The organism is Halanaerobium salsuginis, assembly GCF_900114545.1.
GTDB classification, from domain to species: domain Bacteria; phylum Bacillota; class Halanaerobiia; order Halanaerobiales; family Halanaerobiaceae; genus Halanaerobium; species Halanaerobium salsuginis.
Genome location: NZ_FOTI01000029.1, coordinates 20,408 through 37,043, shown reverse-complemented (window position 1 = coordinate 37,043; position 16,636 = coordinate 20,408). Strand labels below are relative to the sequence as shown.

18 protein-coding genes are annotated in these 16,636 nt (G+C 34.6%); 13 read left to right on the top strand and 5 right to left on the bottom strand.

Annotated elements, in window-relative coordinates; genetic code table 11:
* Positions 1–131: 131 nt before the first annotated feature.
* Entirely contained in the window at positions 132–509 is a 378-nt protein-coding gene (gene crcB / locus BMZ74_RS09630; RefSeq protein ID WP_089862037.1) for a fluoride efflux transporter CrcB, read from the bottom strand.
* Between the two features lie 322 nt (positions 510–831).
* Between crcB and BMZ74_RS09625 the strand changes: the two genes are divergently transcribed.
* The 6 genes from BMZ74_RS09625 (at position 832) to BMZ74_RS09600 (ending at position 5,369) form a co-directional block, all read left to right on the top strand.
* Entirely contained in the window at positions 832–1,296 is a 465-nt protein-coding gene (locus tag BMZ74_RS09625) for a pyridoxamine 5'-phosphate oxidase family protein (protein ID WP_089862036.1), read from the top strand.
* Positions 1,297–1,422: 126 nt separating this feature from the next.
* Entirely contained in the window at positions 1,423–2,043 is a 621-nt protein-coding gene (locus tag BMZ74_RS09620) for a LysE family translocator (protein ID WP_089862035.1), read from the top strand.
* Positions 2,044–2,106: 63 nt separating this feature from the next.
* On the top strand, positions 2,107–2,940 hold the full coding sequence (locus BMZ74_RS09615) for an AraC family transcriptional regulator (RefSeq protein ID WP_089862034.1): 834 nt from the start codon (positions 2,107–2,109) through the stop codon (positions 2,938–2,940).
* Positions 2,941–2,957: 17 nt separating this feature from the next.
* A complete protein-coding gene (locus BMZ74_RS09610) occupies positions 2,958–3,443 on the top strand; it encodes a GNAT family N-acetyltransferase (protein WP_089862033.1) in 486 nt (161 codons plus the stop codon).
* Positions 3,444–3,700: 257 nt separating this feature from the next.
* Positions 3,701–4,939 carry an ABC-F family ATP-binding cassette domain-containing protein gene (locus tag BMZ74_RS09605; RefSeq protein WP_089862032.1) on the top strand — a complete coding sequence of 413 codons (1,239 nt, stop codon included), beginning with the start codon at positions 3,701–3,703 and terminating at the stop codon, positions 4,937–4,939.
* Positions 4,940–4,964: 25 nt separating this feature from the next.
* Positions 4,965–5,369, top strand: coding sequence for an ATP-binding cassette domain-containing protein (locus tag BMZ74_RS09600; RefSeq protein ID WP_089862031.1), 405 nt, complete (start codon positions 4,965–4,967; stop codon positions 5,367–5,369).
* A 119-nt stretch (positions 5,370–5,488) separates the two neighbouring features.
* Here the strand turns inward: BMZ74_RS09600 and BMZ74_RS09595 are convergent, their stop codons facing one another.
* Positions 5,489–7,483, bottom strand: a complete 1,995-nt coding sequence (locus BMZ74_RS09595) for an FAD-dependent oxidoreductase (protein WP_089862030.1) — start codon at positions 7,481–7,483, stop codon at positions 5,489–5,491.
* A 242-nt stretch (positions 7,484–7,725) separates the two neighbouring features.
* On the opposite strand from BMZ74_RS09595, the gene BMZ74_RS09590 reads away from it, so the two are divergent.
* From BMZ74_RS09590 to sstT, 6 genes are all read left to right on the top strand, one after another.
* Entirely contained in the window at positions 7,726–8,268 is a 543-nt protein-coding gene (locus BMZ74_RS09590; protein WP_089862029.1) for a PadR family transcriptional regulator, read from the top strand.
* A 259-nt stretch (positions 8,269–8,527) separates the two neighbouring features.
* Entirely contained in the window at positions 8,528–9,199 is a 672-nt protein-coding gene (sdaAB, locus tag BMZ74_RS09585) for an L-serine ammonia-lyase, iron-sulfur-dependent subunit beta (protein ID WP_089862028.1), read from the top strand.
* A 12-nt stretch (positions 9,200–9,211) separates the two neighbouring features.
* Positions 9,212–10,114, top strand: coding sequence for an L-serine ammonia-lyase, iron-sulfur-dependent, subunit alpha (sdaAA, locus tag BMZ74_RS09580; protein WP_089862027.1), 903 nt, complete (start codon positions 9,212–9,214; stop codon positions 10,112–10,114).
* Between the two features lies 1 nt (position 10,115).
* Positions 10,116–10,787 carry a helix-turn-helix transcriptional regulator gene (locus BMZ74_RS09575; RefSeq protein ID WP_089862026.1) on the top strand — a complete coding sequence of 224 codons (672 nt, stop codon included), beginning with the start codon at positions 10,116–10,118 and terminating at the stop codon, positions 10,785–10,787.
* Between the two features lie 71 nt (positions 10,788–10,858).
* Entirely contained in the window at positions 10,859–11,245 is a 387-nt protein-coding gene (locus tag BMZ74_RS09570; RefSeq protein WP_089862025.1) for a RidA family protein, read from the top strand.
* Positions 11,246–11,307: 62 nt separating this feature from the next.
* Positions 11,308–12,552, top strand: coding sequence for a serine/threonine transporter SstT (sstT, locus tag BMZ74_RS09565; protein WP_089862024.1), 1,245 nt, complete (start codon positions 11,308–11,310; stop codon positions 12,550–12,552).
* Between the two features lie 114 nt (positions 12,553–12,666).
* Here sstT and BMZ74_RS09560 read toward each other — a convergent pair whose 3' ends face one another.
* Positions 12,667–13,212 (bottom strand): permease, encoded by a 546-nt coding sequence (locus BMZ74_RS09560; RefSeq protein WP_089862023.1) that lies wholly within the window; start codon positions 13,210–13,212, stop codon positions 12,667–12,669.
* Between the two features lies 1 nt (position 13,213).
* The gene (locus BMZ74_RS09555; RefSeq protein WP_089862022.1) at positions 13,214–13,690 is read right to left on the bottom strand and encodes a permease; all 477 of its coding nucleotides are present in this window, start codon (positions 13,688–13,690) and stop codon (positions 13,214–13,216) included.
* Between the two features lie 269 nt (positions 13,691–13,959).
* On the opposite strand from BMZ74_RS09555, the gene BMZ74_RS09550 reads away from it, so the two are divergent.
* Positions 13,960–14,403, top strand: coding sequence for a MarR family winged helix-turn-helix transcriptional regulator (locus tag BMZ74_RS09550; protein WP_089862021.1), 444 nt, complete (start codon positions 13,960–13,962; stop codon positions 14,401–14,403).
* A 52-nt stretch (positions 14,404–14,455) separates the two neighbouring features.
* Here BMZ74_RS09550 and BMZ74_RS09545 read toward each other — a convergent pair whose 3' ends face one another.
* Entirely contained in the window at positions 14,456–16,618 is a 2,163-nt protein-coding gene (locus tag BMZ74_RS09545; protein ID WP_089862020.1) for a tyrosine-protein phosphatase, read from the bottom strand.
* Positions 16,619–16,636: the final 18 nt, after the last annotated feature.

Genomic DNA, 16,636 nt, shown 5'->3' with positions numbered 1-16,636 from the left:
TACTATTAAATTCGACAAGATGGGGTGAAGCCCTTTTTATATCATTAAAATCTTTGTTATATCAAGGCTTATTTTTATGAAATTCGCTTAATTATTAAACTAAGATTATTATTTTTAGTTTAATTAAGCTTTTAGCTGATGGCCCGGGCCAGCATAATACCTGCTGTAATAAATAATAAGCCGATGATTAGATTGGATAGAACATTTAAGCTGGCAAAAAAGATATTTTTATCTTCCAGCAGCATAACAGTTTCATAACCAAATGTTGAAAAAGTGGTCAAAGCACCAAGAAAGCCTGTTGTAATAGCTGTTCTTAATTCAGGATAAACCGGAGCTTTAGTCAGGAAAAAAGTCATTAAAAAACCCAACAAAAAAGACCCCAGAACATTGACAGCAAGCGTGCCAAAGGGTAGAATGCTTTCAAAGCTGGTTTCAACCCATTTAGAGATAAGATAGCGGCTAATTGCTCCCAGAAAGCCACCACAACCAATAAAAATTAATTTAAACATAAAATTATTCCTCTCTTTGTAGTAAGTAGTAGATATTTATCGGCTAAAAATAAAAAAACTATCCGCTTTAATTACGGATAAAAGCCGTTAATTACTGTCTAGCTAGCAATAGTTAAAGATGATTTCCATCACTATTTATTTTTATAATAATAATTTTATAATAATAAATATTTACAGTCAAGCAGGAACAGTTATTGCTATATTTATAATTAAAAAGATTATTTAATCATAGTTTTATGCTTTCTTTTCAAAATAACCAATGTTATAATCAAAATATAAATATTATAATACTGTATATTTAAATAAATTAGAGGTGATAAAATTGTTTAGAGAAATGAGAAGAAAAGATAGAAAATTAACCAGCCAGGAAGTGGAAGAAATTCTGGCGAATGGTGAATATGGTATTTTAACAACTATCAGCCCGGACGGTTATCCTTATGGGGTACCTTTAAGTTATGTTTTTTTCAATAAAGCAATTTACTTCCATAGTGCAACTAAAGGTCATAAATTAGATAATATAGCAGATAATAATAAAGTATCCTTTACAGTTGTAGCCAAAACAGAGGTTTTACAGGCAAAATTTACAACTAAGTACGAAAGTGTCATTTTATTTGGCAAAGCAGTTGAAGCTCCTGCAGATGAAAAAGAAGTTGCTTTATTAGAAATAATAAAAAAATATTCTCCTGACTATGTTGAAGAGGGAATAGAGTACATAGCAGAAAGTGGTTCTGCTGCCCGGGTTATTAAAATTGAACTTCAGCATGTAACAGGTAAAGCTAAAAAATAAGGTTTAACTACAATTTACTCTCTTTCGATAAATAAAGAGCAATTTTGTCCAATAAAAAAAATTCTAATCTAATATAATAAAAATAAGTTTAACTGCTAGATTATAATCTTAAGGAGGCAAAAACTTATGTTAGCAATGTTTTTATATGGATTAGGAATTATGTATTCTCCTGGACCAGTTAATTTACTGGGAATTAACATTGGTCTTCAGAATAGAATTAGACAGTCACTTGGCTTTTTTAGTGGAATTGCTGTTTCTTTATTCATGTATTTTATTGTGCTTGGTTTTACAGGAGAAAGAATAGTAAAAAAAGAGTATTTAATTTATTTTAGTTTCTTTGGCTCAGTTTATATTATTTATCTGGCAATTAAGCTCTGGCGTTCTGTACCAGATCCAGATCTTACATCTAGTGATAAAACTGTCGGGCTTAGTTTTAACGATGCTTTTATTATGCAGAGCCTAAATCCTAAAGGGATTTTGGCTACTCTGCCGATAGCAACAATTCATTTTCCAGCCAGTAATATAACTGGCTTTAGAATTATCATATTTTCGTTTCTGCTAGCGGGTCTTGCTTTTTTTGCTCCCTTCACTTATGCAGTCCTGGGTAAATTTTTAAGTAAACTGATTAAAAATAAACTTTTTTTCAATATTTATAATAAACTGATGGCAGTTTTGTTATTTTGGATAGCTTTTTCAATTATCCGAGATCACGTTTATTTAGTTTTAGTGGGCATTAATCAGTATTGAATAACTTAATTAAACCTGAGTAGTCTTAATTAGAGTAGTCTTAGTAGGTCAGGAGTGATTTTAATGCCAAAAAAGCCGAACAAAAACTTTGCTTTTTCTGAAGTAGAAGCATTAAAGGGGACTTCACTTTTAAAAGCTGAAATGTACGATTTTGCTTATAAAAGTCATAGTCATCGAGAGTATGGGATAGCTGTTACGAGAAGAGGCATTCAGAGTTTTCACTGTGAAAATTCTCTTTATAAAGTTTCTAAATATGGAATTATTACTTTTAATCCAGAAGAAGTTCATGATGGCTATTCAGAATTGAAAACTGGGCTAGAATATCAGATGATTTATATTAGTCAGGCTAAAATGCAGGAACTAGCCAGTCAGATTTGTGGAGATAAATTGAGTTATTTTCATTTTCCTGATACAGTTCAATATGATTATCCACTAGCATTAAATTTGCTAAGTTTATTTAATTCAATTAGCTTTTCGAATGATAGCTGTGAAATTGAAACAAAATTTTATCAGGCAGTTAGTAATTTAATGTTAAAATATGGTGTTTTTTCACAAAAAGCAGTTCAGATTAGGCCGGATAATATTTTAGTTGATCAGGCCTGCCAATATATAATTGAAAATGCTGCTCAAAATATTTCTCTAGCAGATATAGCTGGTAAGGTCAACCTATCTCCCTATTATTTTTCCCGAATTTTTAAGCAGGTAACTGGACTTTCTCCACATAATTATTTAAATCAACAGCGGATCGAAATGGTAAAAAATGAGATTTTAGAGGTTAATTCTCTGGCTGAATTAGCTTTAAAGGTTGGCTTTTCTGATCAGAGCCATATGAATCGTCGATTTAAAGAAGTATATGGAATTACACCTGGTAAATATCGAGCAGCTATGAGCAGTTAGGAATAGGAGTCGATTAGATGATTAGAGCAGTGCGCAAAGCAGATGCAGCAATAATTGCTGATATTTATAATTATTATATTAAAAATACTACTATTACTTTTGAAGAACAGAGTATAGATGCAGCGGAAATGCTGTCTAGAATCGAAAAAATAACTGCTAGATATCCCTGGTTTGTTTACGAACAAGAAGGTCAAGTTATTGGATATGCCTATGCTTCAAGCTGGAAAAGCAGAACTGCTTATCGTTATAACGCCGAATTAACTATTTATCTTCAACCAGACCAGAAAGGTCAGGGAGTAGGAACCATTCTAGCTAAACATGTTATAAATTTATTAAGAGAACAGAAAATTCATTCTGTTATTAGTGTAGTAACTTTACCAAATCAGGCAAGTGCTGCTCTTCATAAAAAATTAGGTTTTCAAAAGATTGCGGTTTTCAAAGAAGTTGGCTATAAATTTGAGCAATGGCTTGATGTAGCTTACTGGCAGTATCTAGTTATTTGAAAGTTGTTTTATATAGCTAATTGTGTTAAAATTAAGTTGATTTTAAAGAAAGGGTGAAATTTAACTTAAAACGATGATTATTAATACTTTAACCAGATAGTAATTTAAAAGTTTGCCAGACTTGGTTAGAGTATTCTAAATATTTATTACCATATATTTACAAATAGCTGTGGATTTGTTATTAAATCTCTGCTTTTTAAAGGTATTCTAACCAGCTGGTTGTTGGAAGAATATGGCTTTAAAGAGGAGAGATTTTTATGTTATTAGAATTGAATAAATTAAACAAATGGCTAGGTAAAAAGCAAATTTTTCAAGATTTATCAGCTGCTGTTTATCCTGAGCAAAGAATTGGTCTAGTGGGAAGTAATGGATGCGGCAAATCGACTTTGCTAAAAACAATAATCGGTCGACTAGAGCCTGATCAGGGCAATTTTGAATTAAATTGTTCTGCTGGTTATTTACCCCAGTTCTATCATTATGAGTCTAAAAAGACTGTGGAGGAGTTTTTAACTGCAGAAAGTTATGATTATGCAACTATTATGGAATTAATGAACAAATTTGGTTTTGCAACTAAACTACTTGATCAGCAAATAGTAAATTGCAGTGGAGGAGAACAGACTAAATTACAGCTAATTAAAATATTAATTAGTGAACCGGAACTTTTATTGTTAGATGAACCAACCAATCATCTTGACCTGGCAGGGAGAGATTGGTTAGCAGATTATTTAAATCATCAATTTAAGGGATCACTACTACTTGTTTCACATGATCGCTATTTTTTAGATCAGGTAGTTGATCAAATCTGGGAGCTTAAAAATAAGAAAATGAAAGTTTATGCCGGTAACTACAGTAGCTATCAGCAGCAAAAAGAACAAGCTAGAAAACAGCGACAAAGAGAATATCAAAAATATCAAAAGAGAAAACAGAAATTAAAAAAATCAATTAGGCAGCAAAATAAATTTGTTAATCAAGCAGATAAAGGCCGTAAAAAAACTGACTCTTTTGCTAGACTCTTAAAGGTAAGAGATAAGAAAAGAGCAGCAAATTTAGCTAAGAAACAAAAAGCTCTCCAGACCCAATTAGAACAATTAACAGAGCAGAAAAAACCAGACCAATCCAGAAAAATTGGAATAGATTTTTCTGCTGTAAACTTACCAGATCAGATTATTATTCAGGGTAAGAATATTGCTAAAAGTTTTGCAGAACAGCAAATTTTTAGTAAATTAAATTTTCAAATTCAGGCTACAGACAAAATTGCTTTGTTAGGTAAAAATGGAGCTGGTAAGTCATTACTTTTAAAAATAATTAAAGGTGAAATTACTCCAACTAAAGGTGAAATTTTTAAAAACTCTCAACTTGAAATTGCTTACTTCTCTCAAAAGTTAGCAAATCTTGAGCAAAGAAATTCAATTCTGACAGAAGTAAAAAGGCATCTACCAAATTTAACAGAAGAAAAAATTAGAACCTTTTTGGGAGCAATGCTTTTTTTGGGGTGAAGATGTATTTAAAAAAATTTCTGTTTTGAGTATTGGCGAACGGGTTAGAGTGGCTTTTACAATCTTATTACTCAGTCAGGCTAATTTTCTACTGCTTGATGAGCCCTTAAATCATCTTGATATTGAGTCTCGTCAGCGTATTGAAACAGCTTTAGCTGAGTATGATGGAGCTTTTTTGACTGTAACACATGACCGCTATTTTGCTAAAAATCAGGTAAATAAAATCTGGCAGTTAGATCAGACAGGATTAGAAATTTTTTCAGGTAATTATCAGCAGTATTTAGATCAGCAAGAGATTGAAGCTTCAGCTGGTCCGAATTTTGAAACTGAATTAAAGCGGATGAAAAGAGCAGAATTAGTTGCTAGATTAGAAAAAGCAGTTGACCCTGTTGAGATTAAAAAATTAGAGAATGAATTGGCTGAATTATGATTTTTAAAGTTCTGATTATCTTAAATTGGATATAAAAAACCGGAGTTAAAGACTTTAACTCCGGTTTTTACTAAATACAAGATGTTTTTTTATTTTGTAATTATTATTGAATGCAGAAATTAAATATGATTAGCAACTTCAAAAGCATCCCAGATAGCATACATTATATTAGCAACTTCTTTAGCATCACCCAGTAAATGAATATCTGGAACATCAAATTTAAGTTCTTCATAAAGCTGATTGTCTTCTTGATAGCCAACGGCAAGAATAACACTATCACAATTTATTTCTTGCTCTTCACTACCAACTTTCAGCTTCAGGCTACCAGCTTGATACTTTTCAGCAGCAGCACCTGTAATAACTTCTATACCATGATAAGGAATTAAATTTTCTAGCATTTCGCTATTAGCATGACAGAGCGGTCCATTATTTTTTAGCAGCTCATCCATTACTTCTACAATTGCAACTTCTTTATCGTTTTGAGCCAGCCAGAGAGCTGTTTCACAGCCAACTAAGCCACCACCAACAACAACTGTTTTTTGACCAGGATCTACTTCTTTATTTAAAACCTGAGCAGCTGTATAAACATTTTCATTATTGCCTAGCGAAATAGTCCTTGGATTGGAACCAGTGGCAACAATTACTGTATCTGCTTCAGCTTTGAGAACTGTTTCGCGATCAGCTTCTGTATGATAAGCAACCTCAACGTCTAATTTATTTAGTTGATTAGCATACCAGTCAGCTAATAAAAGATCATCTTCTTTAAAATCAGGTGCACCACCAGGAATTAGATTACCTCCCAGCTGATTTGATTTTTCGAGTAATTTAACTTGATGACCTCGGAGAGCAAGTACTCGAGCAGCTTCACAGCCAGCTACACCACCACCAATAATAAGAACTTTCTTTTTATTTAAAATTGGGTTGTAGGCAGTGACTCTTTCCCGACAAGCTTGGGGATTAACTGCACAGTTTAAAATAGCATACTCCTGAATTCTTCCCATACAACCTTCTTGACAGGAAATACAGGGGCGAATGTCTTGAGTTCTGCCCTGGCGGAGTTTGTTTGCATAGTCGGGATCAGCCAGTAAAGGTCGTCCCAAACTAATAATGTCACAGCTACCATCTTCAATAGCTTGAGCAGCTAAATCAGGGTTGTCCATTCTACCTGCACAAATAATTGGGACATCAACATTTTCTTTCATTAACTTAGCAAAAGGTTTATAAAGTCCTTTAGCCTGATACATTGGTGGATGACTCCACCACCAGGAATCATAAGAACCGACATCAACATCAAGAGCATCATAGCCATAATCAACTAACATTTTGGCTGCAGCTATACCTTCTTCAATGTCACGACCTTTTTCCGTAAATTCTTCTCCAGGTAGAGCACCATCTCTTAGGCCCTTAATAAAACTTTTAGGGCTATAGCGAAGTGTAACTGGAAAGTCTTCTCCACAGCGATCTTTAATTTCTTCGACAATTTCTCTGGCAAAACGAAGTCTATTCTCCAGTGATCCACCATATTCATCAGTACGGTGATTGAAAAGCGAAATTGCAAATTGATCAATTAAATAACCTTCATGAACAGCATGAATCTGAATCCCATCAAATCCTGCTCGCTTAGCATTGGCAGCACCATCACCAAATTTTTTGATAATAGTTTTTATTTCTGCAACAGTTAGCTCACGACAAGTTTTATCAAGCCATCTGTGCTGGATTGGTGAAGGAGCAACTGGTGGATATTCTCCTAAATTAGTCGGGATAGTTACTCTGCCAAAACCTCCCGAAAGTTGTAAGAATACTTTAGATTGATAAGCATGAATCCTTTCGGTCATTTCTTTGGCAGTTCTGATAAAATGAACTGGATTATATGTAGAACAGGGGCAGCTGGGCATGCCATGCCCTTCAATTTCATTTTCAACAAAAGTAACACCGGTAATAATTAAACCAGTACCTCCCTTAGCTCTCTCGGTGTAATAATCAATTCCGCGTTGGTTAAAGCCACCATCGGCATCTCCAAGTCCCAGTGGTCCCATAGGAGCAAGAGCAAAACGGTTCTTTAATTCAACAGACCCAATTTTAGTAGGGGTAAATAAATTCTTGTATTTAAGCATGTTAACTCCTTTCTTAACTAAAAAATTAATAGTATATAAAATCACAATCTCTGTTATAAATATATCATGCAGCTAAAAACATGTCAATGTTTACATGATTAAAAAATAATTAAACTAAATTTTTGCTTAAAAAACTGTTACTTTGTTAATTAAATGATATAATAATATAAATTGCTTATTTCTGGCAGCTATTTTGCAGCAGTTAGTTGCTGCATATTTATAAATAGGAGGATTGGCAGAAAATGCGAACATTAAAATATGCTATACTGGGCCTTTTAAAAAGAAAACCCAGGACAGGTTATGATATTGCAAAAGAATTTAAAGCAGAGCTAGGAAATTTCTGGCGGGCAAGACATAGCCAGATTTATCCTGAATTGAAAAGATTATTGGAAGAAGGCTTGATTGAATATGAAATCGAAATAGCCGGCGAAACAATGGAAAAAAAAGTCTATAATCTGAAACCAGCTGGCGAAAAAGACTTAATTGACTGGTTAAATACTGACGAAGAAATGGTACCAACTGCTAAAGACAAATTTCGACTCAGAATGTATTTTGCCAGTAATATTAAACGAGAACGTTTAATTGAGCTTTTAAATAGTCAGCTCAAACAACGCCAGGATAAACTGGCAATGTTGGAAGCTAAAATGGACGAACAGGATAGGGATCCTGAGTTTGGCAGCAAAGAGTTTGGTGACTTTTTAGTTTTAGAAAGTGCTATTTTGCGAGAACAGGCTTATGTTGAGTGGCTGGAGAGATCAATTAGACGTTGTTACATAGCTAAATAAATTATTAAACGATAACTGTCTGCCAATTTTAATGTGCAGACAGTTTTTAATTTTTTCAGTAAAATTCAGCTATATTTAAAATAAAATTTTATTATTTAAAAAATTTTTTGAAAATTTGGTTGACAATTGTTTAAAAATAATTTACAATAATTTTGTAATAATTAAATAATTATTTTAAATAATAACCAATGATTTGTTGTAGATTTTTAGTTAACTATTAAATCACTCCTGAAGTGATTAGTAAAGGTGATGAATTTTAATGAGTAATTTAAGTGCTTTTGATATTCTGGGACCAATTATGATTGGACCATCTAGTTCGCATACAGCAGGTGCAGTTCGAATTGGAAATCTGGTGCGAGAGATAGTTGGAACTAAAATTAAAAAGGCTAATATCTATTTTCACGGTTCATTTAAAGAAACATATCAAGGCCATGGTACTGATAAAGCTATTATTGGTGGATTGCTTGGTTTAACAACAGCTAATAGCAAGATTAGAAATTCCTTTGCTCTGGCCAGACAGGCTGGAATAGAGTTCAGCTTTTTTCCCATTGATTTAAGTGATGTTCATCCCAATACTCTCAAATTAGAACTTTTTGCTCAAGATGAGAAAAAAACAGTTCTAATTGCATCCTCAGTGGGGGGAGGTAATATTATTGTAACAGAATTAAATGGGATTAAAGTTAAACTTAAAGGAGAGTATTATACCTTAATTACTCTGCACCATGATCAGCCGGGTATAATAGCTAGAATATCCGAAGTTCTTCAGCAATATAATTTAAATATTGCTGAAATGGAAGTTTTAAGAGAGCACAAAGGTCATCTGGCGACAGCAATTATCAATTTAGATCAACCAGCTTCTGAACAAGTAATTGAACTGCTGACGGCTATTCCAGATATTGAAACCATTAAATTAGTCAATCCGATAGCATAAGGAGATAGTAATATGTATAATTTTAAGACAGTTGCAGAATTAATTGAATTAGCTGAAAAAAATGAAGTTTCTCTAGCCCAGATAGTTATTAGGAGAGAAATGGAGTTGGCAGAACAAACTGAAGCCCAGGTTAGAGCTAAAATGATCAGCAGTCTGGAAGTTATGCGAGCTGCTATTAAAAAGGGTTTGCAGGAAGATATTAGCTCGATGAGTGGATTAACAGGAGGAGATGCCCGCCGGATTGAAAAGGCACGTCTGGCCGGCAAGACAGTAGTTGGAGACTTATTTTCTCGTGCTCTGGCTAATACACTGGCTGTTTCAGAAGTAAATGCTGCTATGGGTAAGATAGTAGCTGCTCCAACTGCAGGATCATGTGGTATTTTGCCGGGCTCTCTGCTAACAATAGCTGATCATAACAATTGTACTCAGACTGAAATTGTTGATGCTCTCTTCGTTGCTGCTGGTTTTGGTGTAATTATTGCTCAGCAGGCTTCTGTTTCTGGAGCAGCAGGAGGCTGTCAGGCAGAATGTGGTTCAGCTTCAAGTATGGCAGCAGCAGCTATTTCTTATTTGTTAGGGGGCGATAATAAAGCAATAACTTCGGCAGCAGCAATTGCTCTTAAAAATATTCTAGGGTTAGTTTGTGATCCAGTAGCTGGATTGGTTGAAGTACCCTGTATAAAACGGAATGCAATTGGAACCAGTAATGCTCTAACTTCAGCAGAGCTGGCCCTGGCTGGTGTAGAGAGTTTAATCCCGGCTGATGAAGTAATAGTTGCGATGAAAAAAGTAGGAGATGCTCTTCCCTGTGAATTAAAAGAAACTTCACTGGGAGGTCTGGCAACAACTCCAACTGGCTGTAAAATTAAAAGTCAATTAAGGCAAAATTCTTTAAAAACAGAAAGGAATGAGTAGGATGAGAGTTTTAGAAGCAGAGAGTAGAAAAGTAGATCCTGCCCTGGAAAATATTAAAGGAATAGCTAAGAGTTTGCATCAAATACTGGGCGAAAAATCAGAAATAATCATTCATAATTTAAAAGAACCAGAGAGTTCAGTAATTTTTATTGCCGGAGAATTGACCGATCGAGATCTGGGAGCTCCAGTTACTGATTTAGTTTTAAGAACAATTAAACATAATTCTGATCCAGCTGATTTACTCAATTATCGGATTGAAACAGCTGATGGTAGGATTTTTAAATCATCAACGATTTTTATCCGGGATGATCAGCAGCAAGTAGTAGGCTGTCTTTGTGTAAATTATGATATTACTGAATTATTAATGGCAAAAAATATTTTAGGTAATTTTACTGCTCTGACCAAAAAGGAAACAAATAATAGCTCCAGTCAGTCAGAAAATTTTGCTAAAAATGTGGATGAAGTACTCACAAATTTAATTGAACAGGCCAAAGCACAGGTAGATAAGCCAATTCCCTTTCTAACTAAAGAAGATAAACTAAAAATAATTGAATATCTAGAACAGCGGGGTGCTTTTACGATTACCAAATCAGTTGATATTGTTGCTGAAGATTTAAAAGTATCCAAATATACAATCTATAATTATTTAAAAGAAATAAAAGCTGCTGACTAGATAATTTTAAAATCAATAAACTATATTAAGCGGATAGATACTATAATTTTAGCAAGGACAAGGTGAATATAATGGCAAAAAATATTATTAATTCAAAACAGGCACCTGCTGCTATTGGACCCTACTCTCAGGCAGTCGATGTAAACGGAATGCTTTTTATTTCAGGTCAGATACCAATAAATCCAGCTACAGGTCAATTAGTTAGCTCAGATATGATTGTTCAGACTAAACAGGTGTTAGACAATCTAATAGCTATACTAGAAAAAGCTGGTTACCAGTTAAAAGATGTAGTTAAAACAGAAATCTTTCTCACAGATTTAGATCAATTTGAGTTAGTTAATAGAGTTTATGCTGAATATTTTACTGCAAAGCAACCAGCACGTATCTGTGTAGAAGTAGCTCGTTTACCCAGAAATGTTCAGCTGGAAATAGCTGCTCTGGCAGTTAAAGAATCTTAATTTAATTGAGGAAGTTAGTTTAAGAAAAGTACTTTTATAAAACAATTAGGGGGATATAATTTATGGATTTTTTAAGTGGGTTATTAAAAAAGTGGAATAAAATAAGTCTAGTTCAAAGAATTATTATTGGTTTAATAATTGGCATCTTATTAGCTGTATTAATACCTGAGCAAACAAGATTTGTGACTATCTTTGGTTCATTATTTGTGGGAGCTCTGCGAGCCATTGCTCCTCTGTTAGTTTTTTTCTTAGTTATGTCAGCTATAGCTCAACATAAAAGCGGTCAGGAAACTAATATGAAATCTATTATTATTTTATATCTTGTCGGTACAGTAATCTCTGGCTTAGTTGCAGTGGCGGGAAGTTTTCTTTTTCCTGTAACAGTAACTCTTGGTGATAGTGTTAGCAATATAAAACCACCCCAGGGATTGGTTGAAGTACTAAAGAACTTATTATTAAATATAGTAGATAATCCAATTGAGGCTCTTTCTACAGCTAATTACATAGGTATTTTATCCTGGGCCATCTTATTAGGAGTAGCTTTAAAAAATAGTAAAGAAACAACTAAAAATTTGATTGCTAATTTTTCAGATGCTTTAACTAAATTGGTAAAATGGGTTATTAACTTTGCTCCTTTAGGAGTTATGGGTTTAGTTTTTAATGCGATTGTTGCAAATGGATTGAGTGCTTTACAAAATTATGGTAAGTTAGTCTTGTTATTACTGGGCTGTATGGCTTTTGTAGCTTTTGTTACTAATCCTTTAATTGTATTTTTAAGTGTAAGAAAAAACCCTTATCCACTGGTTTTCAAATGCTTAAAGAAAAGTGGAATCACTGCATTTTTTACCAGAAGTTCTGCTGCAAATATTCCCATAAATATGAATTTGTGTGAAGAATTAGAGCTGAATAAAGATACTTATTCTGTCTCAATACCACTTGGTGCAACTATTAATATGTCAGGAGCAGCAGTTACTATCACTGTGATGACTCTGGCGGCAGCTCATACCTTAGGAATAACTGTTGATATATATACAGCAGTCATCTTGAGTATAATTGCAGCTATTAGTGCCTGTGGTACTTCAGGAGTTGCTGGTGGATCAATCCTTTTAATTCCGCTTGCAGCCAGTCTGTTTGGCATTCCAAATGCAGTTGCGATGCAGGTTGTAGGGGTAGGATTTATTATTGGAGTAATTCAGGATTCTTGTGAGACTGCCTTAAATTCATCTACTGATGTACTCTTTACAGCGACAGCTGAATTTGCTAAAAAACGCAGACAGGGAGAAGATCAGAATTTGGAATTAGTTTAATAATATTAAAATTAAATAGTCTAATTGAGCAGGCTGCTTTAGAATGAGGCAGCCTGCTTTAGCTTAATATAGTAACATATTTTAGTGAGAAATTTAATTATAAATTAAGACAACTTAGCTGTTCTCAACAGCCGCTAACTGCTGAATTTCTGAATGGGAAAGTAATTTTTCAATTAGAAATGAGCTGGCCAGAAAAAGAATTAGATTAGATATTACATGAATTAAAGTAAACATTTTTCCAAAAGAAGCTAATTCGTAAATTAAGATTGGTAATTTAGAACTTGACCAGGTACCTAAAAAGAAAATTACATAAGCCGGACGAGCTCCCTTTTTAAGTAGAATTGCAGCAACTGGGAAAGCAGCAAAAAGTGGGCCTGCTGAAAGAGAACCGAGAAAAAGAGCAATTAAAATCCCCTTTATTCCAGAACCATGGCCCAGGTATTTAATCATAGTTGTTCTTGGTACCCAGACATCCAGCAGTCCGATTAGCATTAAGATTGGTGGCAGTACAGTTAGCATCGATCGGAAATTTTTTGCTGTTGCTTTAGCGGCAGTTGTCCCCATTTCATGATTAAAAAGATAAATTAATACCAGAATAAATGGCAAAATAAAAGCCCATTTATAAGCTTTCAGGATAGATTTAAGTTTTGATTTTGACATTTTAAACCATCCCCTCAATAATTAAGGCGAAAACAAGTGAAACTATTACAGCAGATAAATTTCTCAGTAAAGCTACTTTTTTACCAAAATAGTCAATTTCCATACCAAGTGAAACAACTCCTACCGCCATTAAACTGCTGACAAAAGCAGCAATCTGGGCATAACCAGCTCCCTGAGCCAGGAGACTAGCTCCAAACGGGAAAGCAACAAAACTGGGCAAGTGAGCAACTGCACCAGTAACTAAGGCTAGTAAAATTCCTAAGAAACCAGATTGCTTACCGATCATCAGGCTAATTACAGCCGGATTTAAAACTGCCAGTATAATACCAACTAAAAACATCATCGGGATGACCCGACTCATTTGTTTAATCAAAGTCTGTAAGCTAATTTTAAGTGCCTGCTTACTTTTATGAGGATCTTTAAAAGTTGAGATAATAAATAAAACCAAGACTAAGCCATATAAAAAAATTGCAGTCATAAATTCCTCCTTTTAAAAGTCTATATTTAAGCAGCAGAGTAGTCAATTTATTCATACCAAGATCAAGCTAGTTAGCTTTCAATAAAATAGTTTCGACTAGAAACTAATATTATTATAAACAAATTAGTTTCTTTTTGCAACTTTTTTTGAAGAAATATTTAAATCAGAGGGAGATAATTTATTCTACAGTTATAAGATTGCTTGAGTTTGTAGAATAACTAATTAAACTATATAATTAAAAGAGAGTTATTTTAAGCAGGAGGTAAAAAATGAAAACAAAATCAATTGCTAAATATATTAAAGTCCTGGATAAAAGTATGGGATATTATCTTGATCGTCAGCTGGCTGATTATCAGATTAGTAAAAATCAGATTGAAATTCTACATCATCTTTATCATCAAGGAGGGATTTCTCAGCAGCAGCTGGGAACTGAACTAATGCTGGATAAAATTACAGTTACTAAGCGGTTAAAGGGGCTAGTTAAAGCTGGTTATATAGAAAAAAGACAGAGCAGCGAAGATGGTCGGATTAAGAAAATTTATCTAACTACCCGGGGCGAAGAGATTCAGTCTGTACTGACAGATATTTTGACAGAGACTGCTGCTCTTTTAACAGCTGGAATTACTGCAGAACAGGAAAAGTTGCTGCGTAAATTGCTGGCCCGAATGACAGACAATATTTATGGTGTTGTCAGTGAGCTGCGGCATGAATAAATAAAAGGCCAGTCCCATTAGCGGGAGCTGGCCTTTTGTTTTTAGTTATAATTTATTTAGTGCTCAGTTTTGTTTTTAGCTGAGTTATTTCTGTTTGAGTCATACCACCAGCTAGCAGATATGATTCTGCAGCCTGGGCCAGATTAACCTGGCTTAAGTCATTGCTGTCACTAATTACCTTCAGCATAGCATTCAGATCACCGGTAATTACTTGATATTTTTTGCTGCCAGCTTTTACTCCATAATAATTTTGATAGCTAAGCATATAATCTGCAGTAATCGCTTGCCGATCAGCTTCCATTAGTGATTCAAGAAGAACTGCCATAAAGCCAGCTCTATCTTTACCTTCGGTGCAGTGGAAAAGATAAGGGCCGTCATTTTGTAGCATAAAACGCAATCCTTTAATAATATTACTGCGGAAGCTGTTACTGCTAAAATCAATTGCCATCGCCAGAGTTATTACCTGATCATGATCATATAGATCAGCATAATAAGGAGAATTAAAATCATCTGCTGTGCGATAATCAGTAATATCAGCAGCTGAGTCAGCTAAATTAACAACAGTCTTGATACCAGCTGCTTGAGCTAATTGATCAGCATAGGCTGCTCGTCCGAGTTCATTATTAATTGGACTGGAACTGCGATACAGCCAATTAGGAGCAATTTTGCCCAGAGATATATTGCGGAAATTAGCAAATTCTGCATCAGAGCTATAATCAGCTCTGTTTTTTGTTCGGCTTAATTTACGAATTTCGTATTGAGTTTTGTAACCTTCTTTCTGACTGAGCATTAGGGTGAGTTTTGAACCTGGTTTAAGGTCTGCTATTTGATACAATTTACCATAATTAATGCAAACAGCAATCTTTTGGTGACCAGGATAAGCTCTCACCAGAGGATCGCCTTTATCAACATAGTAGCCATCTAAAAAAGGTGCTTCTAGAACAAAGCCATTATCAAAAACAGCTGTAACTAAATCACCTTTGACAAAGCCCAATTGATAAAAATCATCAATATTGATATTTGTAGAAGCATGACCATATTTCTCAATTTTTTCTACCTCAGCTCTAACTGCTGGTTGTTTATAATAGATTGCTGGGTCAACACTTAGTCGTGCTCTTAAGATAAGGATTTCAGTTGGGGTTAATCCAATTCTGCTCAAATATTTTTCGGCTGCCTGTGCTAAATCAATGCTGTTCAGATCACTGCCAGCAGGCTGACCAGCTATACTATGCAGAGTTACCATAATATTATTTTTAACAATTGCCTGATACTGTTTGCTGCCGGCTTCTACTTTAAAATAGTTTTCAAAACTAGTCATATAATCAGCAACAATTTCGTCAACAGAGGCACCCATAAATGCTTCCAGCAGTGCACTTGTAAAGCCAGCTCTATCTTTACCTTCAGTGCAGTGAATTAAGTAAGGACCTGGTTGTTTAGCTAAAAACTTAAGCCCCCGGGCCAGTTTAGCTTCAAATTCGGGACTGGAGAAGTCAACTCCCATATTGAGAGTAATTACCTGATTCTGCTGGTAAAGCGCGGCATAATAGTCAGCATCTGCTCCCTGTTTAGTCAGATAATCTGCGGCTTCGGCTGGAGAATCAGCTAGATTGACAACAGTTTTTATACCAACTGCTGCTGCTAATTGATCGGCATATTTGGCCCGGTTAAATTCGTTATTAATCGGACTAGAACTGCGGTAGATTACTCCGGGCTTAATGCCAGTGGTAGCAATTGTTCTAAAGTTAGCATAAACCGAATCAGTGCTGTAATCAGATCGTTTATTAGAACGACTCAGCTGATGGAGTAAGTACTGATCAAGATAACCTTCTTTTTCAGCCAGCGTAAAGGTTAGCCGATCACCGACTTTAACCTGATATGTTTTGGCAAAATCGCCCATATTAATTGCTACAACTGCCAGATTAGAATCCTGATCATCTCTGAGCAGTAAATCTTTGGTTTTAACATCACTGTAAGAACTGACAAATGGCAGCTCAAGTTTCTGCTTACCAACAGTTACTGTCAGCAGATCACCCAGTTCGTAACCTGCGTCATAAAAAGCAGCTGGTTTTAAATCAAGAGTTAGATTCCCATATTTCTGGATTTCCTGGACTGAAGCAGTTAAGCCAGGATAGTTATCTGCTACTGCTGTTAAAGAAAGAGAAGTTAACACCATTAAGATAGTTAAAATAACAAGACTTTTTCTAATTCTTTGCATAATTTCCTCCTAGGTAAT